Origin of the sequence: Pseudomonas sp. R32 (assembly GCF_009866705.1) — a bacterium.
Classification (GTDB): domain Bacteria; phylum Pseudomonadota; class Gammaproteobacteria; order Pseudomonadales; family Pseudomonadaceae; genus Aquipseudomonas; species Aquipseudomonas donghuensis.
The window spans coordinates 1,300,626-1,323,942 of the sequence record NZ_CP019396.1 but is presented as its reverse complement, the minus strand read 5'-3'; the positions used below and the strand labels follow the sequence as shown (position 1 = coordinate 1,323,942).

19 protein-coding genes are annotated in these 23,317 nt (G+C 62.0%); 3 read left to right on the top strand and 16 right to left on the bottom strand.

The annotated features are described in order from the left end of the window. Positions 1–145: 145 nt before the first annotated feature. A complete protein-coding gene (gene mutS, locus PspR32_RS06000) occupies positions 146–2,713 on the top strand; it encodes a DNA mismatch repair protein MutS (RefSeq protein WP_010224803.1) in 2,568 nt (855 codons plus the stop codon). 140 nt (positions 2,714–2,853) lie between these two features. Continuing rightward, the gene (gene fdxA, locus PspR32_RS05995; RefSeq protein ID WP_010224804.1) at positions 2,854–3,177 is read left to right on the top strand and encodes a ferredoxin FdxA; all 324 of its coding nucleotides are present in this window, start codon (positions 2,854–2,856) and stop codon (positions 3,175–3,177) included. Between the two features lie 535 nt (positions 3,178–3,712). On the opposite strand, the gene rpoS is transcribed toward fdxA, so the two are convergent. The 8 genes from rpoS to PspR32_RS05955 all read right to left on the bottom strand — a co-directional run bounded on the left by rpoS (position 3,713) and on the right by PspR32_RS05955 (position 10,910). Continuing rightward, on the bottom strand, positions 3,713–4,720 hold the full coding sequence (gene rpoS / locus PspR32_RS05990) for an RNA polymerase sigma factor RpoS (RefSeq protein ID WP_010224806.1): 1,008 nt from the start codon (positions 4,718–4,720) through the stop codon (positions 3,713–3,715). A 106-nt stretch (positions 4,721–4,826) separates the two neighbouring features. After that, on the bottom strand, positions 4,827–5,741 hold the full coding sequence (locus tag PspR32_RS05985; RefSeq protein ID WP_010224808.1) for a peptidoglycan DD-metalloendopeptidase family protein: 915 nt from the start codon (positions 5,739–5,741) through the stop codon (positions 4,827–4,829). Positions 5,742–5,920: 179 nt separating this feature from the next. Then, the gene (locus PspR32_RS05980) at positions 5,921–6,598 is read right to left on the bottom strand and encodes a protein-L-isoaspartate(D-aspartate) O-methyltransferase (RefSeq protein ID WP_010224809.1); all 678 of its coding nucleotides are present in this window, start codon (positions 6,596–6,598) and stop codon (positions 5,921–5,923) included. Continuing rightward, positions 6,598–7,347 carry a 5'/3'-nucleotidase SurE gene (surE, locus tag PspR32_RS05975; RefSeq protein ID WP_010224810.1) on the bottom strand — a complete coding sequence of 250 codons (750 nt, stop codon included), beginning with the start codon at positions 7,345–7,347 and terminating at the stop codon, positions 6,598–6,600. Before surE ends, PspR32_RS05980 begins: the two co-directional genes overlap by 1 nt. Next, entirely contained in the window at positions 7,335–8,393 is a 1,059-nt protein-coding gene (truD, locus tag PspR32_RS05970) for a tRNA pseudouridine(13) synthase TruD (protein WP_159388198.1), read from the bottom strand. The genes surE and truD overlap by 13 nt, the downstream gene beginning before the upstream one ends. Then, positions 8,390–8,863 carry a 2-C-methyl-D-erythritol 2,4-cyclodiphosphate synthase gene (ispF, locus tag PspR32_RS05965; RefSeq protein ID WP_010224812.1) on the bottom strand — a complete coding sequence of 158 codons (474 nt, stop codon included), beginning with the start codon at positions 8,861–8,863 and terminating at the stop codon, positions 8,390–8,392. Before ispF ends, truD begins: the two co-directional genes overlap by 4 nt. A gap of 71 nt (positions 8,864–8,934) precedes the next feature. Further along, complete coding sequence (fghA, locus tag PspR32_RS05960) at positions 8,935–9,789, bottom strand: S-formylglutathione hydrolase (RefSeq protein WP_010224813.1); 855 nt, start codon at positions 9,787–9,789, stop codon at positions 8,935–8,937. A gap of 8 nt (positions 9,790–9,797) precedes the next feature. After that, entirely contained in the window at positions 9,798–10,910 is a 1,113-nt protein-coding gene (locus PspR32_RS05955) for an S-(hydroxymethyl)glutathione dehydrogenase/class III alcohol dehydrogenase (protein WP_036994083.1), read from the bottom strand. A gap of 106 nt (positions 10,911–11,016) precedes the next feature. On the opposite strand from PspR32_RS05955, the gene PspR32_RS05950 reads away from it, so the two are divergent. Beyond that, entirely contained in the window at positions 11,017–11,913 is an 897-nt protein-coding gene (locus PspR32_RS05950; RefSeq protein ID WP_036994082.1) for a LysR substrate-binding domain-containing protein, read from the top strand. Between the two features lie 60 nt (positions 11,914–11,973). Here the strand turns inward: PspR32_RS05950 and ispD are convergent, their stop codons facing one another. The 8 genes from ispD to dnaE all read right to left on the bottom strand — a co-directional run bounded on the left by ispD (position 11,974) and on the right by dnaE (position 23,290). Then, the gene (ispD, locus tag PspR32_RS05945; protein ID WP_159388197.1) at positions 11,974–12,681 is read right to left on the bottom strand and encodes a 2-C-methyl-D-erythritol 4-phosphate cytidylyltransferase; all 708 of its coding nucleotides are present in this window, start codon (positions 12,679–12,681) and stop codon (positions 11,974–11,976) included. Next, positions 12,678–12,956 (bottom strand): cell division protein FtsB, encoded by a 279-nt coding sequence (ftsB, locus tag PspR32_RS05940; protein WP_010224820.1) that lies wholly within the window; start codon positions 12,954–12,956, stop codon positions 12,678–12,680. The genes ispD and ftsB overlap by 4 nt, the downstream gene beginning before the upstream one ends. A gap of 161 nt (positions 12,957–13,117) precedes the next feature. Beyond that, a complete protein-coding gene (gene eno / locus PspR32_RS05935) occupies positions 13,118–14,407 on the bottom strand; it encodes a phosphopyruvate hydratase (protein ID WP_010224822.1) in 1,290 nt (429 codons plus the stop codon). Between the two features lie 153 nt (positions 14,408–14,560). After that, a complete protein-coding gene (gene kdsA / locus PspR32_RS05930; protein ID WP_010224824.1) occupies positions 14,561–15,406 on the bottom strand; it encodes a 3-deoxy-8-phosphooctulonate synthase in 846 nt (281 codons plus the stop codon). A 3-nt stretch (positions 15,407–15,409) separates the two neighbouring features. Further along, positions 15,410–17,038 (bottom strand): CTP synthase, encoded by a 1,629-nt coding sequence (locus tag PspR32_RS05925; RefSeq protein WP_010224826.1) that lies wholly within the window; start codon positions 17,036–17,038, stop codon positions 15,410–15,412. Between the two features lie 271 nt (positions 17,039–17,309). Continuing rightward, positions 17,310–18,605, bottom strand: a complete 1,296-nt coding sequence (gene tilS / locus PspR32_RS05920) for a tRNA lysidine(34) synthetase TilS (RefSeq protein WP_159388196.1) — start codon at positions 18,603–18,605, stop codon at positions 17,310–17,312. Positions 18,606–18,722: 117 nt separating this feature from the next. Further along, entirely contained in the window at positions 18,723–19,670 is a 948-nt protein-coding gene (locus PspR32_RS05915) for an acetyl-CoA carboxylase carboxyltransferase subunit alpha (RefSeq protein WP_036994080.1), read from the bottom strand. 98 nt (positions 19,671–19,768) lie between these two features. Next, a complete protein-coding gene (gene dnaE, locus PspR32_RS05910; protein WP_010224829.1) occupies positions 19,769–23,290 on the bottom strand; it encodes a DNA polymerase III subunit alpha in 3,522 nt (1,173 codons plus the stop codon). Positions 23,291–23,317: the final 27 nt, after the last annotated feature.

Below are 23,317 nucleotides of genomic sequence, written 5' to 3'. Positions count from 1 at the left end.
AATAGAATGCAAACACCGTTATGCATGGATATGCACGGACAAATGGTCGCGCCCGCCCGTTTGCCCTCGGCAGCCCAGGCAAAATCCCTGTACCATTGCCCGCTTGCCTTTGGTCTACAACGACACTGCGAGCCAAGTTTTTGCAATGAGCGATCTTTCCGCACACACCCCGATGATGCAGCAGTACTGGAAGCTGAAAAACCAGCACCCGGACCAGCTGATGTTCTACCGCATGGGCGATTTCTACGAGATCTTCTACGAAGACGCGAAGAAGGCCGCCAAACTCCTGGACATCACCCTGACCGCCCGCGGCCAGTCGGCGGGCCAGTCGATCCCCATGTGCGGTATCCCCTTCCATGCGGCCGAGGGCTACCTGGCCAAGCTGGTGAAGCTGGGCGAGTCGGTGGTGATCTGCGAGCAGATCGGCGACCCGGCCACCAGCAAGGGCCCGGTGGAGCGCCAGGTGGTGCGGATCATCACCCCCGGCACAGTCAGTGACGAAGCCCTGCTCGACGAGCGTCGCGACAACCTGATCGCCGCCGTGCTGGGTGACGAGCGCCTGTTCGGCCTGGCCGTGCTGGACATTACCAGCGGCAACTTCAGCGTGCTCGAGATCAAGGGCTGGGAAAACCTGCTGGCTGAGCTCGAACGCATCAACCCGGTCGAGTTGCTGATCCCCGATGATTGGCCCCAGGGCCTGCCAGCGGAAAAACGTCGCGGCGCGCGCCGTCGTGCGCCCTGGGATTTCGATCGCGATTCGGCACGCAAAAGCCTTTGCCAACAGTTCGCCACCCAGGACCTCAAGGGTTTTGGCTGCGAGAAACTGACCCTGGCCATCGGCGCCGCCGGCTGCCTGCTCGGCTACGCCAAGGAAACCCAGCGCACCGCCCTGCCGCACCTGCGCAGCCTCAAGCATGAACGTCTGGACGATACCGTGGTGCTCGACGGCGCCAGCCGGCGCAACCTCGAGCTGGATGTGAACCTGGCCGGTGGCCGCGACAACACCCTGCAGTCGGTGATCGACCGCTGCCAGACCGCCATGGGCAGCCGTTTGCTGACCCGCTGGCTGAACCGCCCGTTGCGCGACCTGAAAGTGCTGCAGGCGCGTCAGGGCTCGATTCGTTGCCTGCTCGACGGCTATCGCTTCGAGAAGCTGCAACCGCAGCTCAAGGAAATCGGCGACATCGAGCGTATCCTCGCCCGCATCGGCCTGCGCAATGCCCGTCCACGGGACCTGGCGCGCCTGCGCGATGCCCTCGGCGCCCTGCCCGAGCTGCAGAGCGCCATGGCCGAGCTTGAGGCGCCCCACCTGGCGCGCCTGGCAGCCATCGCCGGCACCTACCCGGAGCTGGCCGACCTGCTGGCAAAAGCCATCATCGACAACCCGCCGGCGGTCATCCGCGACGGCGGCGTGCTCAAGACCGGCTACGACAGCGAGCTGGACGAACTGCTGGCCATGAGCGAGAACGCCGGGCAGTTCCTGATCGACCTGGAAGCGCGTGAAAAAGCCCGCACGGGCCTGGCCAACCTCAAGGTCGGCTACAACCGCGTGCACGGCTATTTCATCGAGCTGCCGAGCAAACAGGCCGAGCAGGCGCCAGCCGACTATATCCGCCGCCAGACCCTCAAGGGCGCGGAGCGCTTCATCACTCCAGAGCTGAAAACCTTCGAAGACAAGGCATTGTCGGCCAAAAGTCGCGCGCTTGCCCGCGAGAAGATGCTCTACGACGCGCTGCTGGAAAACCTGATCGGCCACCTGGCCCCCTTGCAGGACACCGCTGCAGCCCTGGCCGAGCTCGACGTACTGAGCAACCTTGCCGAGCGCGCGCTGAACCTGGACCTGAACTGCCCAAGCTTCGTCGACGAGCCGTGCATGCGCATCAGCCAAGGTCGTCACCCGGTGGTCGAGCAAGTGCTGACCACGCCGTTCGTGGCCAACGACCTGGCGCTGGATGACAACACCCGGATGCTGGTGATCACCGGCCCGAACATGGGCGGTAAATCCACCTACATGCGCCAGACCGCGCTGATCGTGCTGATGGCGCATATCGGCAGCTTCGTCCCGGCCGCCGCCTGCGAGCTGTCGCTGGTCGACCGCATCTTCACCCGCATCGGCTCCAGCGACGACCTGGCCGGTGGCCGTTCGACCTTCATGGTCGAGATGAGCGAAACCGCCAACATCCTGCACAACGCCACCGAGCGCAGCCTGGTGCTGATGGACGAAGTCGGCCGCGGCACCAGTACCTTCGATGGCCTGTCGCTGGCCTGGGCCGCCGCCGAGCGCCTGGCGCAGCTGCGTGCCTATACCCTGTTCGCCACCCACTACTTCGAGCTGACGGTACTGCCGGAGAGCGAACCGCTGGTGGCCAACGTGCACCTGAATGCCACCGAGCACAACGAGCGCATCGTGTTCCTGCACCACGTGCTGCCAGGCCCTGCCAGCCAGAGCTACGGCCTGGCCGTGGCGCAGCTTGCCGGTGTACCGTCGCCGGTGATCCAGCGTGCTCGCGAACATCTCGGCCGGCTGGAAACCGCCAGCCTGCCCCACGAAACACCCGCCTTGCAGCAAGGTGCGCCAGCCGTTCCGCACCAGAGCGACCTGTTTGCCAGCCTCCCGCATCCGGCCATCGAGAAGCTCGGAAAGCTGGACCTGGACAACATGACGCCGCGTCATGCTATCGAAATGCTCTATACACTGAAGACTCTGTTATAACGCGCGCCCGCACAAGCTGATAGAATCCCGCGCGGTTTGGTGGCGCCGCAGGTTACTAGCCTGGCCTGCAGCCGAACAACCAAACCGAGCGGCCCTGTCTGGAAGGGCACCGCTGCCGTCGCCTGAGGAGAGAATTAGAAATGACCTTCGTCGTCACCGACAACTGCATCAAGTGCAAGTACACCGACTGCGTAGAAGTCTGTCCGGTGGACTGCTTCTACGAAGGCCCGAACTTCCTGGTCATTCACCCGGACGAGTGCATCGACTGTGCACTGTGCGAGCCTGAATGCCCCGCCGTCGCCATTTTCTCGGAAGACGAAGTGCCTGCGGGCATGGAAAACTTCATCGAGCTCAATGCTGAACTGGCGGAAATCTGGCCGAACATCACTGAAAAGAAAGATTCGTTGCCAGATGCCGCAGAGTGGGATGGCAAGCCAGGCAAGATCGCCGATCTGGAGCGCTAAGCGCAAGGATCAACAAAAAAGGCCCTTCAAGGGCCTTTTTTCATGTTTGTTGCGGGCAAAAAAAAGGGGCGGTTTAACCCGCCCACATTTTTTCCGTAGTCCCTTTGTTCCCTTTCATCATCCTGATGAATCGCATCCTGCGATGTCCTTGGCCCTCATCCTTGAAAGCCTGTGTCAGTCCGTAGACACAGGACAAATACTAACGCGTCCAAGATTTACGACAACCGCATAAAGCTCTCAAAAAGCTGCGGTAACCATACTGTCACAAACAAAATAATCGTTATATATCAATAAGTTAAACAAAAGCGCACACTGAAAACGACAACGATTTACTACAGCGTACAGCTATGGCTTACATCACGGGTAAGCGATGACTTACACGAACTAGAACAGTACCAACATCGCCGTCGGACCTCGTCCAAACCCTGATGTTTCAAGAACGTCATCGGGAAACCATTCTCAGGTATTCCGCTTGAGCCAGATGCAAAAACGCCCCGAAAGGTCGGGGCGTTCTTCACTGCGATATCGCGGCTTTTTACTGGAAAAGCGACTCGCTGGACAACCCATTCTTCTCGAGGATCTCACGCAGGCGCTTGAGCCCTTCTACCTGAATCTGCCGTACGCGCTCCCGCGTCAGACCAATCTCCAGGCCAACATCCTCCAGCGTGCTGCTTTCGTGACCGCGCAGGCCAAAGCGGCGAATGACCACCTCACGCTGCTTGTCGGTCAGCTCGCTCAGCCACTGGTCGATGCTCTGGGACAGATCGTCATCCTGAAGCAGTTCGCACGGATCGGTTGGACGGTCGTCGGTGAGGGTATCGAGCAGGGTCTTGTCCGAATCAGGCCCCAGGGATACGTCCACCGACGAGACCCGTTCGTTGAGCCCAAGCATGCGCTTGACCTCACCGACCGGTTTTTCCAGCAGGCTGGCAATTTCTTCCGGGGACGGTTCGTGATCGAGCTTCTGGGTCAGTTCGCGGGCGGCGCGCAGGTAGACGTTGAGCTCCTTGACCACATGAATGGGCAAGCGAATGGTACGGGTCTGGTTCATGATCGCCCGCTCAATGGTCTGCCGGATCCACCAGGTGGCGTAGGTAGAAAAGCGGAAACCACGTTCCGGATCGAACTTCTCGACCGCACGGATCAGGCCGAGGTTGCCCTCCTCGATCAGGTCGAGCAGCGAAAGCCCCCGGTTGACATAACGCCGGGCGATTTTTACCACCAGGCGCAGGTTGCTTTCGATCATGCGCTTGCGCCCGGCCGGGTCGCCACGTTGCGACAGGCGCGCAAAGTGCACTTCTTCTTCCGGCGAGAGCAGTGGTGAAAAACCGATTTCGTTGAGGTAAAGCTGGGTCGCATCAAGTGCCCGAGTGTAGTCGATGTACTTGTGCTGTTTGAGCGTAGAGCTCTGTTTAGCCTTGGTCCGAACCGTAGGTACAGCAGGTTCGTCTGACATCACATCCGTTTCCAAAACAATGCCGGTCTCCATCAGGAGAACCTCATCGTCGATGTCAAACTCCGGCACTTCTTTACTGAGAGCCATTGTTATAGTCCTTTGCTGAGTTCGAACTCAGACTCAAGCGACGCCTTAATCCTTGGCAGCGCTGGAGCCCGTCCCCTCTACGCGAGGAACAGGCTGGGCCTAGCAATCAACGACGTGGCAGGAATTGCAGTGGATCGACAGGTTTGCCCTGGCGGCGAATTTCAAAATGAAGCTTCACCCGGTCTGTACCCGTGGACCCCATTTCGGCAATTGTCTGCCCTACCTTGACCTGCTGTCCCTCCCGAACCAAAAGCCTGCGGTTGTGGCCGTAGGCACTGACGTAGGTATCGTTGTGCTTGATGATTACCAACTCGCCGTAGCCCCGCAAGCCACTCCCGGCGTAGACAACCGAACCATCAGATGCAGCAAAAACAGGCTGTCCCAAATCACCGGCGATATCAACGCCTTTATTCAAACTACCGTTTGAAGCAAATTTCCCAATCAATACACCGTTGGCCGGCCAGGCCCAACCGGCCGTCGAGCGCCCTGCAGGAGGGACTTGCGCAGGCGCAGTGGTAGCCACCACCGGAGCAACGGACGGGGTGGTTGGCGTGGTTGCAGGCGTTGTGGTGGCAGGCGCGGTGGTGGCAGGGGCCGCTATCGGCTTGCCAGTGCTATCGAGCGGTCGCTTGATGATAGTGGTCTTGATTGAGGACGACGGCGTGCTGGCAACCACCGTGCTGCCCGCTACCGGCGCCGGGCCACTGGAGCGGCCGTCGAAACGGATCGCCTGTCCCGGGCGAATGGTGTAGGGCGGGGTGATGCCATTGCGTGCAGCCAGGGCCTTGTAGTCCCAACCATAGCGAAAGGCAATGGAGAACAGGGTGTCGCCGGGACGCACCACGTACTGGCCGGTGGTGACCACAGGGCGCTTAGGGGCAGCGTTGTTGCGATCGACCACCCGGACACTGTTGGAAGACGTGCTGGAGCACCCCGTCACCAGCGTACCCACGGCCAGTGCAATCAGCAGAAGCTTGAAGCGTGATGGATCCCTGCGCTGCCGAATGATTGTGTGACCCACCCGCCGCTCCCTCTAATGGTGACCGATGAAAAAAATGCAATATTGTTGCAATTATACCCGAGCGCACCGCCATGCGGACGTCAGGCAATTGCCAAAGGTGATCTGCAACAGACTATGGTAGCCCGCCAGATAGACAGGGCAATGCCGCCGAAATTCGCCCAGGCGAAAAAAAAGCCCGGTCAGGCCAGTGGCCCGGTGAGCAACGGCACAAAACGCACGGCTCCCAGTACCCGCCGCGAGAAGCCGTGCTCTTCGCGCACAATCAGCATCAAGTGCTGGGTTTCGCCGGCCGGCCCCACTGGAATGACCATGCGCCCGCCCGGGGCGAGCTGGTCGAGCAAGGCCTGTGGCACTTCTGGCGCCACGGCAGTAACGATGATGCCATTGTACGGTGCCAGCGCCGGCCAGCCTTCGCAGCCATCGCCCCAACGAAACACCACGTTGCGCAGGTTCAGCTCGATCAGGCGCTCCTTGGCGCGATCCTGCAACACCTTGATGCGCTCAACGGAAAACACCCGCTCGACCAGTTGCGCCAGTATCGCGGTCTGGTATCCCGAGCCGGTACCGATCTCCAGCACCTTGTCGAGCGGGCCGGCTTCGAGCAGCAGCTCGCTCATGTGCGCAACCATGAACGGCTGCGAAATGGTCTGGTTGTTGCCGATCGGCAGGGCCGTGTCTTCGTAGGCGCGGTGGGCCAGGGCCTCATCGACAAACAAGTGCCGCGGCGTACGGCGCAGCACGTCGATCACCTTGGGGTTGGATACCCCCTCCTCGATCAGGCGCTTGATCAGCCGTTCACGGGTTCGCTCAGAGGTAAAACCGATACCATGGCGCATCAGATCATCCTGTTCGCGCATCAGAGTAGCCCCTCCAGCCAGCCATCGAGGCGCTCGAAGGCATCGTTGAAGGTCCGGTCAAGCTGCAGCGGCGTGATCGAGACATAGCCCTGCATCACCGCATGAAAATCCGTACCCGGGCCACCGTCTTCGGCATCACCGGCCACGGCGATCCAGTAACCTTCCTTGCCCCGCGGGTTGACCACCTTGGTCGGCGCCGCCGCGCGAGCGCGATGGCCCAGGCGGGTCAACTGGATACCACGGATGTGCTCCAGCGGCAGGTTGGGGATGTTGACGTTGAGCACCGTACGCGGCGGCAGTTCGAGACTGGCGTGGGCCTCAACCAGTTTACGCGCGAAATAGGCGGCTGTCGGCAGGTTGTCGGGCAAGCGCGAGAGCAACGAGAAGGCAAACGAGGTACCACCCAGAAAGCGCCCTTCCAGCGCCGCAGCCACCGTGCCGGAATACAGCACATCATCGCCCAGGTTGGCGCCCAGGTTGATACCTGAAACCACCATGTCCGGGGTGTGCTCCAGCAGGCCATTGAGCCCCAGGTGGACGCAATCGGTCGGCGTGCCGTTGAGGCTGATAAAACCATTGGCCAGGGTTTGCGGGCACAACGGCCGGTCGAGCGTCAGCGAACTGCTGGCGCCGCTTTTGTCCTGGTCCGGGGCGATCACCACACATTCGGCATAATCCGCCAGCGCAGCATGCAGCGCGGCGAGACCGGGTGCGGTAACCCCGTCGTCGTTCGAAATCAGAATACGCATGGGCTGTCCGTCTGCCCTGCCGGCACCAGATCAACAAGCTCGCGCACCACCACGGTGGCGAAGCATCCGGCCGGAAGGACGAATTCCAGTTGCAGGATATCAGGCTCAGGATAATGCCACGTCAGCCCGCTAATGGGCAGTCGCAGAATGCGTCGTTCGTGACTCATGCCCGCCCGAGCCAGCCATTGGCACAAGGCAGCGTGCTGTTCACCGATGCGTTGCTCGAGCGCGCCGGCCGCTCCCGTGGCGCCCGACTGCCCTTCGCCCCATAGCGGGCCAGTGGGGTGCAGATCGAGAATGGCCAGGCGCGGATCGGAACATTCGGCCTCGCCTGCCGGAAAAAAGCTGCGGCTGTCGGTAAACGCCAGCAGATCACCGACCTGCGCCTGCTGCCAGCTGCCGTCGGCGACGCGCTGGGCCAGCACCTGGTTGAACAGGTAACTGCGGGCGCTGGAGAGCAGCCGCGAGCGGACGTTGCGCTGCTCCGGCAACGCCTGGCGACTGGCCCAGTCGCAGGCATCGTGAACATTGCCGCCGCCGTGACCGAAACGCTGGGTGCCGAAATAGTTCGGCACGCCCTGGCTGCGGATCTGCTCAAGCCGCGCATCCAGCGCCGCGCGCTCGGCCTTAAGGCCCGTCAGGCGCAAGGTAAAACCATTGGCCGAATGCGCGCCCCGCTGCAGTTTGCGCGAGTGACGGGTTTGCTTGAGGATGCTCAGGGTTTCGTTTTCAGCGACGCTCAGGTCCGGGTCGGCCTTGCCCGGCAAATGCAGGCTGAACCATTGGCGGGTCAGGGCCTGACGGTCCTTGAGGCCGGCATAGCTGATGCTGCGTACCGGCACACCCGCGGCGCGGGCCAGACGGCGGGCAGCCTCTTCGGTGTTGAGGTCGCGTTTTTCGACCCACAGCCACAAGTGCTCACCGGCCCCGCTCAGGGGAATGTCGAGCACTTCATCGACCTGGAAGTCTTCGGCGGTGGCCTTGAGAATCGCGCTGCCCAGCGCTTCGCCCGCGGCACGCGGGCCCAGCAGTTCGAGTTCGGTCATGCCGGCAGCAACAGCGCAACGGCGTGAACGGCAATGCCTTCCTCACGCCCGGTGAAGCCGAGCTTTTCGGTGGTGGTGGCCTTGACGTTGACCTGGTCCAGCTCGACCTGCAGGTCCTGGGCGATCAACTGGCGCATGGTGTCGATATGCGGGGCCATCTTCGGCGCCTGGGCAACGATGGTGGCGTCGATATTGCCGACCTTCCAGCCTTTGGCCTGGACGATCTTGACGATATGGCGCAACAACACGCGGCTGTCTACACCCTTGAACTGCGGATCGGTGTCGGGGAAGTGCCTGCCGATATCGCCCAGCGCCGCAGCGCCCAGCAGGGCATCGCTCAGGGCGTGCAGCAGGACGTCGCCATCGGAATGGGCCAGCAGCCCGAACTTGTGCGCAATGCGCACCCCACCCAAGGTGATGAAATCGCCTTCCGCGAAACGGTGCACATCGTAGCCGTGGCCAATACGCATAAAAAAACGCCCTGATTGAGTCAGGGCGTGATTCTACCTGCTTTGCCGGTGCTTGGGCTTGATTTGTAGGATCAGTTACCCGCACCGATCAGCGCTGCGGCATGATGACGCAAGTGGTCATCGATGAAGCTGGCGATGAAGTAGTAGCTGTGGTCATACCCCGGCTGCAGCCGCAACGTCAGCGGATGGCCCGCTGCCTTGGCCGCCTGCTCGAGCACCTGCGGCTTGAGCTGGTTGTCGAGAAAATCATCGCGATCGCCCTGGTCGACCAGCAACGGCAAGCGCTCGCTGCCCTGGGCAAGCAACACGCTGGCATCCCACTCGCGCCAGCGGGAGCGGTCTTCACCCAGGTAGCGGCTAAAAGCCTTCTGCCCCCAGGGGCAATCCATCGGGTTGCTGATCGGCGCGAATGCCGACACTGAACGATAGCGGCCGGGGTTACGCAAGGCACACACCAGCGCACCATGGCCGCCCATGGAGTGACCACTGATACCGCGCTGCGCGGACGCGGGGAAATGCGCCTCGACCAAAGCCGGCAACTCCTCAACCACATAGTCGTGCATGCGGTAGTGCTGCGCCCACGGCTGTTCGGTAGCGTTGAGGTAGAAACCGGCACCCAGGCCAAAGTCCCAGGCACCCTCCGGATCGCCCGGAACCTGCGGGCCACGCGGGCTGGTGTCGGGGGCGACGATGATCAGCCCCAGTTCGGCCGCCAGCTTGTGGGCGCCGGCCTTTTGCATGAAGTTCTCATCGGTGCAGGTCAGGCCGCTCAGCCAGTACAGCACCGGCAGCTTGCCGCCCTGCTCGGCCTGCGGCGGCAGGTAGACGGCAAACACCATGTCGCAGCCGAGCACCTGGGAGCGATGACGGTAGCGTTTATGCCAGCCACCAAAGCTCTTCTGACAGGAGATGTTTTCCAGGCTCATGGCAGACCTCAGAAGTGGATGACGCTGCGAATGCTCTTGCCTTCGTGCATCAGGTCGAATGCCTTGTTGATGTCTTCCAGGCCCATGGTGTGGGTGATGAACGTATCCAGCGGGATTTCGCCTTTTTCCGCCATTTCCACGTAGCTTGGCAGCTCGCTGCGGCCACGTACGCCACCGAAGGCAGAACCGCGCCAGACCCGGCCGGTAACCAGCTGGAACGGACGAGTGGAGATTTCCTGGCCAGCACCGGCAACGCCGATGATCACCGATTCACCCCAGCCTTTGTGACAGCATTCCAGCGCCGCGCGCATCAGTTGCACGTTACCCACGCACTCGAAGGAGAAGTCCACACCGCCGTCGGTGAGGTCGACAATCACCTCCTGGATCGGACGGTCGTAGTCTTTCGGGTTGACGCAGTCGGTAGCGCCGAGCTGTTTGGCGATCTCGAATTTGCCCGGGTTGATGTCCACGGCAATGATTCGCGCGGCCTTGGCCTTGACCGCACCAATGATCGCCGACAGGCCGATGCCGCCCAGGCCGAAGATGGCCACGGTGTCACCCGGCTTGACCTTGGCGGTGTTGAGCACTGCACCGATACCGGTGGTCACGCCGCAACCGAGCAGGCAGACCTTCTCCAGCGGTGCCTCCTTCTGGATCTTGGCCACGGAGATTTCCGGCAGCACGGTGTACTCGGAAAAGGTCGAGGTGCCCATGTAGTGGAACAGTTGCCGGCCCTTGTAGGAGAAACGCGTAGTGCCGTCGGGCATCAGGCCCTTGCCCTGAGTGGCGCGGATGGCCTGGCACAGGTTGGTCTTGCCGGAGCGGCAGAATTTGCACTGGCCGCACTCGGGGGTGTACAGCGGGATCACATGATCGCCAACGGCAACCGAGGTCACGCCCTCACCGATGGCCTCGACGATGGCACCGCCTTCATGGCCGAGGATCGACGGGAAGATGCCTTCCGGGTCGGCACCCGACAGGGTGTAGGCATCGGTATGGCAGACGCCGCTGGCAACCACGCGCAGCAGCACTTCGCCGGCCTTGGGCATGGCCACGTCGACTTCGACGATCTCCAGCGGTTTCTTGGCCTCGAAGGCAACGGCGGCACGGGACTTGATCATCAATCTTCTCCAGCAAAGGGTCAGTTCAAGCTGGCAGTGTAATTCATCGACATTTGATGAATAATCCAGACAAAGACAAAACATTATTGCCACACAGGGATAATCAATGAGCAACCGCTGGGAAGGCATCGACGAGTTCGTCGCCGTCGCCGAGTCCGGGCAGTTCACTGCGGCCGCCGAGCGCCTGGGGGTATCGTCGTCCCACGTCAGCCGGCAGATCGCCCGCCTTGAAGAACGCCTGCAAACCCGCCTGCTCTATCGCAGCACCCGGCGGGTAACCCTGAGCGAGGCCGGGCAGACGTTCCTGCAACACTGCCAACGCCTGCAAGATGGCCGCGAGGAAGCCCTGCGCGCCATGGGCGACCTGACCAGCGAACCGAAGGGCCTGCTGCGCATGACTTGCGCCGTGGCCTACGGCGAGCGTTTTATCGTGCCCCTGGTAACCCGTTTCATGGCGCAGTACCCACAACTGCGGGTGGATATCGAACTGAGCAACCGCACCCTGGACCTGGTGCATGAAGGTATGGACCTGGCCATTCGCCTGGGCCGCTTGCAAGACTCGCGGCTGGTGGCAACGCGCCTGGCGCCGCGGCGCATGTACCTGTGTGCATCGCCCGCCTACCTGGAACGCTACGGCCGGCCGCACAGCCTCTCGGAGCTGGCGCGGCACAACTGCCTGATTGGCAGCTCCGACAGCTGGGCTTTGCAACTGGATGGGCGGGAAATCGGCCAGCGGGTTCAGGGTAACTGGCGCTGCAACAGTGGCCAGGCGGTGCTGGATGCAGCGTTGCAGGGGATGGGTTTGTGTCAGCTGCCAGACTATTACGTACTCGAACACCTCAAAAGTGGCGCGCTGGTGTCGCTGCTAGAAGCTCATCAACCGCCCAATACAGCAGTGTGGGCGCTGTACCCGCAGCAGCGGCACCTGTCGCCGAAGGTGCGCAAGCTGGTGGACTATCTGCGCGAGGGGTTGGCGGGGTTGCCTGAGTATCGAGGTGCCTGAAAAGCTTCGCGGGGCAAGCCCGCTCCTACAGTAGGAGCGGGCTTGCCCCGCGAAGAGTGCTCAACCGCGCTTGGCCCAGCGCTGGCGCAGCCACTCCAGGTCTTCCGGGCGGGTGACCTTGATGTTGTCGCTGCGCCCTTCGATCAGGCGCGGCGCCTGCCCGGCCCATTCAATCGCCGAAGACTCATCGGTGATCGCCACGTCAGCCACCAGGCTGTCGGCCAGGGCCCTGTGCAAGGCACCGAGGCGGAACATCTGCGGCGTATAGGCCTGCCATACGGTACGGCGATCGATCGTGGTGCTGACCCGACCATTGGCATCCGCGCGCTTGAGCGTATCGCGCGCCGGCACCGCCAGCAGCCCACCGACCGGATCATCGGCAAGCTCGGCCAGCAGACGGTCGAGGTCACTGCGTGCCAGGTTCGGCCGCGCGGCGTCATGCACCAGCACCCAGTCGCTGTCCGCCGCGCCCTGGGCGTGCAGCAGCAGCAAGGCATTGAGCACCGAGTCGGCACGCTCCCGACCGCCTTCGGCGCGCTGGATACGTGGATCGCTGGCGCAGCGCAAACCGGGCCAGTAAGGATCGTCAGCGGCAACGCTGACCACCACCCCTTTGACACAGGGATGGTCAAGAAAACAGTCGAGGCTATGCTCGAGAATGGTCTGCCCGCCCAGTTGCAGGTACTGCTTGGGACGGTCGGCAGCCATGCGGGCGCCAACACCCGCGGCGGGAATCACGGCCCAGAAGGCCGGCAAGGTCTGGTTCATTGGGCAAGCTGGTAGAGGGTTTCACCCTCCTTGACCATACCCAGTTCGTGGCGAGCCCGTTCTTCGACGGTTTCCATACCTTTCTTCAACTCCAGCACTTCGGCATCAAGCACGCGGTTACGCTCCAGCAGACGCTCGTTTTCGGCGTGCTGGTCAGCGATTTGTTGCTTGAGTTCGGCGACCTGGGCCAGGCTGCCATTGCCCACCCACAGACGATACTGCAGGCCACCGAGCAGCAGGAGCAAGACGAGGAACAACCAATAAGGACTGCGCATCAGGGTATCCAGTGGAAAAGACCGCCATATCTGCAGGTCGCTGATGGCACGAAGCCTGGCCGAAGCCAGGCTTTGTGTTCAGACACCTGCAGCAAAGGCTTCTGAACGATCAGTATGACCGTTCGGCGCCGCTTTGCTGCGGTCTTTTTACCATCTCTTGCTTAGCCGCGAAACTCGGCACGGCCACGGTACACAGCCTTGCTGCCCAGTTGCTCTTCGATACGCAGCAGCTGGTTGTACTTGGAGACGCGGTCGGAACGGCACAGCGAACCGGTCTTGATCTGGCCGGCAGCGGTACCCACGGCCAGGTCGGCAATGGTCGAGTCTTCGGTTTCGCCCGAACGGTGCGAGATCACCGCAGTGTAACCGGCAGCCTTGGCCATCTGGATGGCTTCCAGGGTTTCGGTCAGCGAACCGATCTGGTTGAACTTGATCAGGATCGAGTTGGCGATCTTCTTGTCGATGCCTTCTTTCAGGATCTTGGTGTTGGTCACGAACAGGTCGTCGCCGACCAGTTGCACCTTGTCACCGATCTTGTCGGTGAGGATCTTCCAGCCAGCCCAGTCGGACTCGTCCAGGCCGTCTTCGATCGAGATGATCGGGAAACGCTCGGTCAGGCCTTTGAGGTAGTCGGCAAAACCGGCAGCGTCGAACGACTTGCCTTCGCCGGACAGGTTGTACTTGCCGTCTTCGAAGAATTCGCTGGCCGCGCAGTCCAGGGCCAGGGTCACGTCGGTGCCCAGCTTGTAACCGGCGTTGGCGACGGCTTCGGCGATGGCCGACAGCGCGTCTTCGTTGGATGCCAGGTTAGGCGCGAAACCACCTTCGTCACCGACAGCGGTGTTCAGGCCACGGGCCTTCAGCACAGCCTTGAGGTGATGGAAAATCTCGGTGCCCATGCGCAGCGCGTCGGAGAAGGTCTTGGCACCCACCGGCTGAACCATGAACTCCTGGATGTCGACGTTGTTGTCGGCGTGCTCGCCGCCGTTGATGATGTTCATCATCGGAACCGGCATCGAGTACTGGCCTGGGGTGCCATTGAGGTTGGCGATGTGCGCGTACAGCGGCAGGTCCTGGTCCTGGGCAGCAGCCTTGGCGGCAGCCAGGGACACAGCGAGAATGGCGTTGGCGCCCAGCTTGGCCTTGTTCTCGGTACCGTCCAGCTCGATCATGGCGCGGTCGAGGGCTTTCTGGTCAACCGGGTCCTTGCCCAGCAGCAGGTCGCGGATCGGGCCGTTGATGTTGGCAACTGCCTTGAGTACGCCCTTGCCCATGTAACGGCTCTTGTCGCCATCACGCAGCTCCAGCGCTTCGCGCGAGCCAGTGGAAGCACCGGACGGCGCGCAGGCGCTGCCGATGATGCCGTTGTCGAGCAGCACGTCCGCTTCTACGGTAGGGTTACCACGCGAATCGAGAACTTCACGACCTTTGATGTCGACGATTTTTGCCATTGTTGTAAGCACTCCAGAATTGACGAAAACAACGCAGCTGAGAAAAATCTTGCCGCTCGCCGGGCAATGTAAAACAGGCAGGCCCGGCGAAAGCAGACCCCTGACCCGAGGGTCAGAGGTTGAACGGGGGGTACTTTACCGGAGAATCGAGGATTACGCGGTTTCTACCGTCGGAAAACTCTTCACCAGGTCATCCAGTTGCTTGAGCTGGGCCAGGAAAGGCTCCAGTTTGTCCAGGCGCAGAGCGCATGGTCCGTCACACTTGGCGTTGTCCGGATCCGGATGCGCCTCGAGGAACAGGCCGGCCAGGCCCTGGCTCAGGCCCGCCTTGGCCAGGTCGGTGACCTGGGCACGGCGACCACCGGCGGAATCGGCGCGACCACCCGGCATCTGCAGGGAATGGGTCACGTCGAAGAACACCGGGTACTGGAACTGCTTCATGATGCCGAAGCCGAGCATGTCCACTACCAGGTTGTTGTAACCAAAGCTCGAACCACGCTCGCAGAGGATCAACTGATCGTTACCGGCCTCTTCGCACTTGGTCAGGATGTGTTTCATCTCCTGGGGTGCGAGGAACTGGGCTTTCTTGATGTTGATCACCGCGCCGGTCTTGGCCATGGCCACCACCAGGTCGGTCTGGCGCGAGAGAAACGCCGGCAACTGGATGATGTCGCAGACCTTGGCCACCGCGGCAGCCTGCTCTGGCTCGTGCACGTCGGTGATGACCGGCACGTTGAAGGTCTTCTTGATCTCTTCGAAGATCTTCATCCCCTCTTCCAGGCCCGGGCCACGGTAGGAGTTGATCGACGAACGGTTGGCCTTGTCGAAGCTGGCCTTGAACACGTAAGGGATACCGAGTTTCTCGGTAACCCGCACGTACTCTTCGCAGACCTTCATGGCCAGGTCACGGGATTCCAGCACGTTCATGCCGCCGAACAGGACGAACGGCTTGTCGTTGGCGATCTCGATGTTACCGACGCGAATGATCTTCTGGGTCATGTATCAGGCCTTGTTCTTTTGAGCCAGTGCCGCCTTGACGAAACCGCTGAACAGCGGATGGCCGTCACGCGGAGTCGAGGTGAACTCTGGGTGGAACTGGCAAGCGACGAACCATGGATGATCCTGGGACTCGACCACTTCGACCAGCGCGCCGTCGCCGGAACGACCGGAGACTTTCAGGCCGGCTTCGACCAGTTGCGGCAGCAGGTTGTTGTTCACTTCGTAACGGTGACGGTGACGCTCGACGATCACGTCCTTGGCGTAGCAATCGTGGACCTTGGAGCCGCTTTCCAGCTGGCACTCCTGGGCGCCCAGGCGCATGGTGCCGCCCAGGTCAGAGGCTTCGGTACGGGTTTCGACCGCGCCGGTGGCGTCTTCCCACTCGGTGATCAGGCCAACGACCGGGTGACCGCTGTTGCGATCGAACTCGGTGGAGTTGGCGTCTTTCCAGCCCATGACGTTACGAGCGAATTCGATGACCGCCACCTGCATGCCCAGGCAGATACCCAGGTACGGAACCTTGTTCTCGCGAGCGTACTGCACGGCAGTGATCTTGCCTTCGACGCCACGCAGGCCGAAACCGCCTGGAACCAGGATCGCATCGGCGCCTTCGAGCAGGCTGGTGCCCTGGTTCTCGATGTCTTCGGAGTCGATGTAGCGCAGGTTGACCTTGGTGCGGTTCTGGATGCCGGCATGGCTCATCGCTTCGATCAGCGACTTGTAGGCGTCCAGCAGCTCCATGTACTTGCCGACCATGGCGATGGTGACTTCGTGCTCGGGGTTGAGCTTGGCGTCGACGACCTTTTCCCACTCGGACAGGTCGGCACCGTTGCATTGCAGGCCGAAACGCTCGACGACGAAGTCATCCAGGCCCTGGGCGTGCAATACGGCCGGGATCTTGTAGATGGTGTCGACGTCTTCCAGGGAGATCACCGCACGCTCTTCGACGTTGGTGAACAGGGCGATCTTGCGGCGCGAGGAGACATCCACCGGATGGTCGGAGCGGCAGATCAGTACGTCAGGCTGCAGGCCGATGGAGCGCAGCTCCTTGACCGAGTGCTGGGTCGGCTTGGTCTTGGTCTCGCCAGCGGTGGCGATGTACGGAACCAGGGTCAGGTGCATCAGCATGGCGCGCTTGGAGCCCACTTCGACGCGCAGCTGGCGGATAGCCTCGAGGAACGGTTGCGACTCGATGTCACCCACGGTACCACCGATTTCCACCAGGGCCACGTCGGCATCGCCGGCACCCTTGATGATGCGGCGCTTGATCTCGTCGGTGATGTGCGGAATGACCTGGATGGTCGCGCCCAGGTAATCACCACGGCGCTCCTTGCGCAGCACGTGCTCGTAGATACGGCCAGTGGTGAAGTTGTTGTTCTGGGTCATGGTCGTGCGGATGAACCGCTCGTAGTGGCCCAGGTCCAGGTCGGTCTCGGCGCCGTCGTGGGTGACGAACACTTCACCGTGCTGGAACGGGCTCATGGTGCCCGGGTCGACGTTGATGTACGGGTCCAGCTTGAGCATGGTGACCTTGAGCCCCCGCGCCTCCAGGATGGCCGCCAATGAAGCCGAGGCAATGCCTTTCCCCAATGAAGAAACAACACCGCCCGTGACGAATATGTAGCGCGTCATGAAAAACCCTAGAAGTCTGCGTTAAAGCGGTCAGTGCCGCCGGGGAAAGCGAAGGAAGGCCGAAGCCCCCGATCACCTGCGTCAATCACAGTGCATCTTAAAAAACTGCCGCGTCTGGTCACACCGGGGGTTGGATACCCGGCTAGGAGCTCGCTAAACATTTTTAGAATCGCCCAGCAAAAAACTGCTTGGTAATCGGCAACTGCTGTGATTTCGGGGAAGCCACAGAAGCTGTATCAAGAAGGGAGCGTAGTCTACCCGAATGTGCCTTTCATCTCAAACCTTGCTCGCTCGTCGGCGCATGCCAATGCAATTGCCAGTCGCCCTGGCTCAGCCCCGGCAGGTTGGCCACCGCCAGCAATTGCTCGGCGCAATACAGCAACGGCAGGCGCGAACGGGCGAATGACGGCAGCTGCGACCCGTTGAGCAGGCGCTTCAGGTCACGCTGGCCACGGCCGCTGACTGCCAGGGTTTCGCCGCCCTGGCGGTAGGCAATGTGCAAGGGGCCCTGCGGCAACGTGCCGCTGAGGCTGACGCTGCCGTTATGGTTCAACGCCAGCGGCTGGGCCGGATCAGGCCAGATCGGCTGGCCAGCCGGCGGCTTCAGCCAATCACCGGCCAGCCACCAGATTCGTCCATTGGCGCGCTGCAGTTCACCGTCGGTCAGGCGCCACAGTGGCCGTCCGTCGGATGCCGCGTCGCGCAGGGTCTCCCAGCCGGCCCAGTGGCGGCTATCGGGCAAGCGTGTGCGCGGCGCCAGCCAGTACTGCAGGGCGTTGCGCTGGCGAGCCGGGGATAGCTGGCGCAGCACCTCGAGGTCCAGCGAGTCGAGGCCAAGCCAGGCGAACGGTGCCGGGGTCGCCGCCTGGGCCAGGTCCGCCTGCGCCAGCTCATCGAGCAGGCCCTGGGCTTCGCTCAGGTGCTCGGCGCTGCGCGCCAGGTTTTGCGCCGCCTGCGGCCAACGTTGCAGCAGCGCCGGGAACACCTGGTGACGCAGGTAGTTACGGGAGAACCGGGTGTCGCTGTTGGACGGGTCCTCAATCCAGGCCAGGTGCTGCTCCTGGGCATAGCACCGCAGCTGATGGCGCGAAACGCCAAGCAACGGCCGCACCAGCATGCCCTGCCCGAGCGGACGCCACTCGGGCATCGCGCTCAGGCCGCGCAGGCCGGCACCGCGCAACAGGCGAAACAGCAGGGTTTCGGCCTGGTCCTCGCGGTGCTGGCCGGTCAACAGGACTTCATCACGGCGCAACGAATCGGCGAGTGCGGCATAGCGCGCGTCACGGGCGCCCTGCTCGATGCTGGCACCGGGGGCGACCTTGACCCGAATGATCTGCAGATCGACGCCCAGATCGTCACACAGGCGCTGACAATGCTCCGGCCAGGCATCAGCCGCAGCTTGCAGGCCGTGATGGATGTGGATGGCGCGCAGTGGCGGCAAGCGTTGCTGGCGGGACAGGGTTGCCAGCAGATGCAGGAGGACGCTGGAGTCCAGGCCGCCGGAGAGGGCGATGCACCAGGAGGGGGCGGTTAGCCAGGGGGACAGCCTTGGGTAGAGATCGAGCATCGGATGGACCTCTTTTACGAGTGCTGCGCACTCGTTCGCTGGCAAGGCCAGCTCCCACAGGTCCGGTAGTGAACCCAATGCCTGTGGGAGCCGGCCTTGCCGGCGATGGACCTCAGATCAGAGCCCGTAGCTCATCAGGCGGTCATAACGGCGCTTGAGCAGCGCGTCGTTGTCGAACTTCTTGAGCATGTCCAACTGCTCGATCAACTCGCCGCGAACGGTGGCGGACATCTTCGCCGGATCACGGTGCGCACCGCCCAGAGGCTCGGCGATGACCTTGTCGACGATACCCAGGCCTTTCAGGCGTTCGGCGGTGATACCCATGGCTTCGGCTGCGTCCGAGGCCTTTTCGGCAGTCTTCCACAGGATCGAGGCGCAACCTTCCGGCGAAATCACCGAGTAGGTCGAGTACTGCAGCATGTTCAACTGGTCGCACACGCCAATGGCCAGCGCACCACCGGAACCACCCTCACCGATAACGGTGGCGATGATCGGGGTTTTCAGGCGCGCCATGACTCGCAGGTTCCAGGCAATGGCTTCGCTCTGGTTGCGCTCTTCGGCGTCGATGCCAGGGTAGGCGCCCGGGGTGTCGATGAAGGTCAGGATCGGCATCTTGAAGCGTTCGGCCATTTCCATCAGGCGGCACGCCTTGCGATAGCCTTCAGGGCGCGGCATGCCGAAGTTGCGGCGTACCTTTTCGCGTACTTCGCGGCCTTTCTGGTGACCGATGACCATCACCGGCTTGTCGTCCAGGCGCGCGATACCGCCGACAATGGCAGCGTCATCGGCGAAATGACGGTCGCCGTGCAGCTCGTCGAACTCGGTGAAGATGTGCTCGATGTAGTCCAGGGTGTACGGACGGCGCGGGTGACGGGCCAGGCGGGCGATCTGCCAGCTGGTCAGGTTGCCGAAAATGCTCTCGGTCAGGGTGCTGCTCTTGTCTTGCAGACGGGCGATCTCATCGCCGATGTTCAGCGAGTTGTCATTGCCGACCAGGCGCAGCTCTTCGATCTTGGCTTGCAGGTCAGCAATCGGCTGTTCGAAATCCAGAAAATTCGGGTTCATAGGCATCCGTCTTGGGTCTACGGCCAGGCGGCCGGCCGGTTGATCCGTTTGGCGCCCTACCTTAAGGGATCAGGCGCATTCAGGTCGAGATTAAAAATTCATCGATATTGCAAAAAGACGTTCTCACGTCCGAACTGGTCACGCAGGGCCTGAATCAGGCCATCGGCCGGGTCGATACGCCAGCTTTCGCCGAACTGCAGCATGGCCTTAGCATCGCTGCCGGTATATTCCATGGTGATCGGGCAGGCGCCGCGATGGCGCTTGAACAACTCGCCCAGCCAGCTCAGCCGGTCCCCCTTGAGGGCATCGGCATGCACCTTCAGGCGCAGGCTTTCGGCAAGGTTGGTGCGGGCATCTTCCATGCTCATCACCCGCTTGACCCGCAGGCGCAGGCCACCGGAGAAATCGTCGTTGCTGACCTCGCCTTCAACCACCACCATAGCATCGGTCTGCAACAGCGCCTGGGCAGCCATGAAGGCATCGGCGAACAGCGACGCCTCGATGCGCCCGGAGCGGTCGTCGAGGGTGACAAAGCCCATCTTGTCGCCCTTCTTGTTCTTCATCACCCGCAGGGCAATGATCATCCCGGCAACGGTCTGGGTGTCGCGCGCAGGCTTCAGGTCAATGATGCGCTGGCGGGCAAAGCGGCGGATCTCGCCTTCATACTCATCGATCGGGTGACCGGTCAGGTACAGGCCCAGGGTGTCTTTTTCACCGCGCAGGCGCTCCTTGAGGGTCAGCTCGCGAGCCTTGCGGTGGTTGGCATAAACGTCGGCATCCGCTTCGACGAACAACCCGCCGAACAGGTCGGCATGGCCGCTATCGGCCGTGCGCGCGGTCTGCTCGGCAGACTTGATGGCCTCTTCCATCGCCGCCAGCAGTACCGCCCGGTTGCGGTCGATATTGGCCTGGTAGGCCTTGAGCTCGTCATGGAAGTACGGGCCCAGGCGATCCAGCGCACCGCTACGGATCAGTGCGTCGAGGGTGCGTTTGTTGATGCGCTTGAGGTCGACCCGCTCGCAGAAGTCGAACAGGTCCTTGAACGGGCCAGCAGCGCGGGCTTCGACGATGGCCTCGACCGGCCCCTCACCCACGCCCTTGATCGCCCCCAGGCCGTAGACGATGCGGCCATCGTCATTGACCGTGAACTTGAAGTCGGAGGTGTTCACGTCCGGCGCATCGAGGCGCAGCTTCATGCTGCGCACTTCCTCGATCAGGGTCACGACCTTGTCGGTGTTGTGCATATCCGCCGACAGCACCGCAGCCATGAACGGCGCCGGGTGGTGGGTCTTGAGCCAGGCAGTCTGGTAGGAAACCAGGCCATAGGCGGCGGAGTGGGATTTGTTGAAGCCGTAACCGGCGAACTTCTCCACCAGGTCGAAAATGTTACCGGCGAGGTCCGGATCGATGTTGTTCGTGGCACAACCTTCGATGAAACCGCCGCGCTGCTTGGCCATTTCCTCGGGCTTTTTCTTACCCATGGCTCGACGCAGCATGTCCGCGCCGCCGAGGGTGTAACCGGCCATGACCTGGGCAATCTGCATCACCTGTTCCTGGTACAGGATGATGCCGTAGGTCGGCGCCAGAACGGGCTTGAGGCCTTCGTACTGATAATCCGAATGCGGGTAGGCAAGTTCCGCACGACCGTGCTTGCGGTTGATGAAGTCATCCACCATGCCCGATTGCAACGGGCCGGGACGGAACAGCGCCACCAGTGCGATCAGGTCTTCCAGGCAGTCGGGCTTGAGCTTCTTGATCAGCTCCTTCATGCCCCGCGATTCAAGCTGGAACACCGCCGTGGTTTCGGCTTTTTGCAGCAGGTCGTAGGTTTTCTTGTCATCCAGCGGGATGAAGTCGATGTTCAGGTCATCCAGGCCTTTCTTGGCCTGCTCGCGGTTGATGGTTTCCATCGCCCACTTGATGATCGTCAGGGTTCGCAGACCGAGGAAGTCGAACTTCACCAGGCCCGCAGCCTCAACGTCATCCTTGTCGAACTGGGTGACCAGGCCGCCGCCCTCTTCATCACAGGCAATCGGCGAAAAGTCTGTGAGCTTGGTCGGAGCGATAACCACACCACCGGCGTGCTTACCGGTACCGCGGCAGACGCCCTCGAGCTTGAGGGCCATGTCCCAGATTTCCTTGGCGTCTTCGTCGCTCTTGAGGAAATCGCGCAGAATCTCTTCCTGCTCGTAGGCCTTTTCCAGGGTCATGCCGACTTCGAAGGGGATCATCTTCGACAGACGGTCAGCCAGGCCGTAGGACTTGCCCTGCACCCGCGCCACGTCCCGCACCACCGCCTTGGCGGCCATGGTGCCGAAGGTGATGATCTGGCTCACGGCATTGCGCCCGTAGGCGTCGGCCACGTATTCGATGACCCGGTCACGACCATCCATGCAGAAGTCGACGTCGAAGTCGGGCATCGATACCCGTTCCGGGTTGAGGAAACGTTCGAACAGCAGGTCATAGGCCAGCGGGTCGAGGTCGGTAATCTTCAACACGTAGGCGACCAGCGAGCCGGCACCCGAGCCCCGGCCCGGGCCAACCGGCACGCCGTTGTTCTTGGCCCACTTGATGAAGTCCATAACGATCAGGAAGTAACCGGGGAAGCCCATCTGGATGATGATATCCAGCTCGAACTTCAAGCGGTCGAGGTAGACCTGGCGCTTCTCTTCGTAATTCGGTGTGGTGTCTTTGGGCCACAGCACCGCCAGGCGCTCTTCCAGGCCTTCGTGGGAAACATGGCGCAGGTAGTCGTCGATACCCATGCCGTTGGGCGTCGGAAAGTCGGGCAGGAAGTGCTTGCCCAGCTGTACCTGGATATTGCAGCGCTTGGCGATCTCGACGGTGTTGGCAATCGCCTCGGGCAGGTCGCTGAACAGCTCGGCCATTTCCTCAGGGCTTTTCAGGTACTGCTGATCGCTGTAGTTGCGCGAGCGGCGCGGATCGTCCAGGGCACGGCCTTCGCCGATGCACACACGGGTTTCGTGGGCATCGTAGTCGGACTGCTTGATGAAGCGCACATCGTTGGTCGCCACCAGCGGCGCGTCCAGCTTGTCGGCCAGGGCCACGGCGGCGTGCAGGTATTCTTCGTCACCGGCGCGGTTGGTGCGCTGCACCTCGACGTAAAAGCGCTCCGGGAACATCTGCAGCCAGTCGCGCAGCAACGCTTCGGCTTCATCCGGGTTGCCATTGAGCAACGCCATGCCGATGTCGCCTTCCTTTGCCGCAGACAGGGCAATCAGCCCCTCGCTGGCCTCGGCGATCCACGGCCGCTCGATGATCACCAGGCCATTGCGCTGGCCGTCGACCCAGCCGCGGGAGATCAACTCGGTAAGGTTGCGGTAGCCCTTGGCGTCCATCGCCAGCAGGCAGATGCGCGACAGCGGCGCATCCGGGTCGCTGTTGGCCAGCCACAGGTCGGCGCCGCAGATCGGCTTGATGCCGGCGCCCATGGCGTTCTTGTAAAACTTGACCAGCGAGCACATGTTGCTCTGGTCGGTGACCGCGACCGCCGGCATGTTCATCGCCACCAATGCCTTGGCCAGCGGCTTGATCCGCACCAGGCCATCGACCAGCGAGTATTCGGTGTGCAGGCGAAGATGAACGAAAGAAGCCGACATGATGATCCTATAGCAGCACAAAACAAC

Coding starts and splice junctions, on each gene's coding strand:
- ftsB (WP_010224820.1), bottom strand. CDS start 12,956: ATGCGCAGTCCTTATTGGTTGTTCCTCGTCTTGCTCCTGCTGCTCGGT.
- kdsA (WP_010224824.1), bottom strand. CDS start 15,406: ATGACCCAGAAGATCATTCGCGTCGGTAACATCGAGATCGCCAACGAC.
- PspR32_RS05980 (WP_010224809.1), bottom strand. CDS start 6,598: ATGCGCGAACAGGATGATCTGATGCGCCATGGTATCGGTTTTACCTCT.
- PspR32_RS05950 (WP_036994082.1), top strand. CDS start 11,017: ATGAGCAACCGCTGGGAAGGCATCGACGAGTTCGTCGCCGTCGCCGAG.
- rpoS (WP_010224806.1), bottom strand. CDS start 4,720: ATGGCTCTCAGTAAAGAAGTGCCGGAGTTTGACATCGACGATGAGGTT.
- ispD (WP_159388197.1), bottom strand. CDS start 12,681: ATGAACCAGACCTTGCCGGCCTTCTGGGCCGTGATTCCCGCCGCGGGT.
- truD (WP_159388198.1), bottom strand. CDS start 8,393: ATGACCGAACTCGAACTGCTGGGCCCGCGTGCCGCGGGCGAAGCGCTG.
- tilS (WP_159388196.1), bottom strand. CDS start 18,605: ATGCTCGATCTCTACCCAAGGCTGTCCCCCTGGCTAACCGCCCCCTCC.
- PspR32_RS05925 (WP_010224826.1), bottom strand. CDS start 17,038: ATGACGCGCTACATATTCGTCACGGGCGGTGTTGTTTCTTCATTGGGG.
- PspR32_RS05915 (WP_036994080.1), bottom strand. CDS start 19,670: ATGAACCCGAATTTTCTGGATTTCGAACAGCCGATTGCTGACCTGCAA.
- fghA (WP_010224813.1), bottom strand. CDS start 9,789: ATGAGCCTGGAAAACATCTCCTGTCAGAAGAGCTTTGGTGGCTGGCAT.
- eno (WP_010224822.1), bottom strand. CDS start 14,407: ATGGCAAAAATCGTCGACATCAAAGGTCGTGAAGTTCTCGATTCGCGT.
- mutS (WP_010224803.1), top strand. CDS start 146: ATGAGCGATCTTTCCGCACACACCCCGATGATGCAGCAGTACTGGAAG.
- ispF (WP_010224812.1), bottom strand. CDS start 8,863: ATGCGTATTGGCCACGGCTACGATGTGCACCGTTTCGCGGAAGGCGAT.
- PspR32_RS05955 (WP_036994083.1), bottom strand. CDS start 10,910: ATGATCAAGTCCCGTGCCGCCGTTGCCTTCGAGGCCAAGAAACCGCTG.
- fdxA (WP_010224804.1), top strand. CDS start 2,854: ATGACCTTCGTCGTCACCGACAACTGCATCAAGTGCAAGTACACCGAC.
- dnaE (WP_010224829.1), bottom strand. CDS start 23,290: ATGTCGGCTTCTTTCGTTCATCTTCGCCTGCACACCGAATACTCGCTG.
- surE (WP_010224810.1), bottom strand. CDS start 7,347: ATGCGTATTCTGATTTCGAACGACGACGGGGTTACCGCACCCGGTCTC.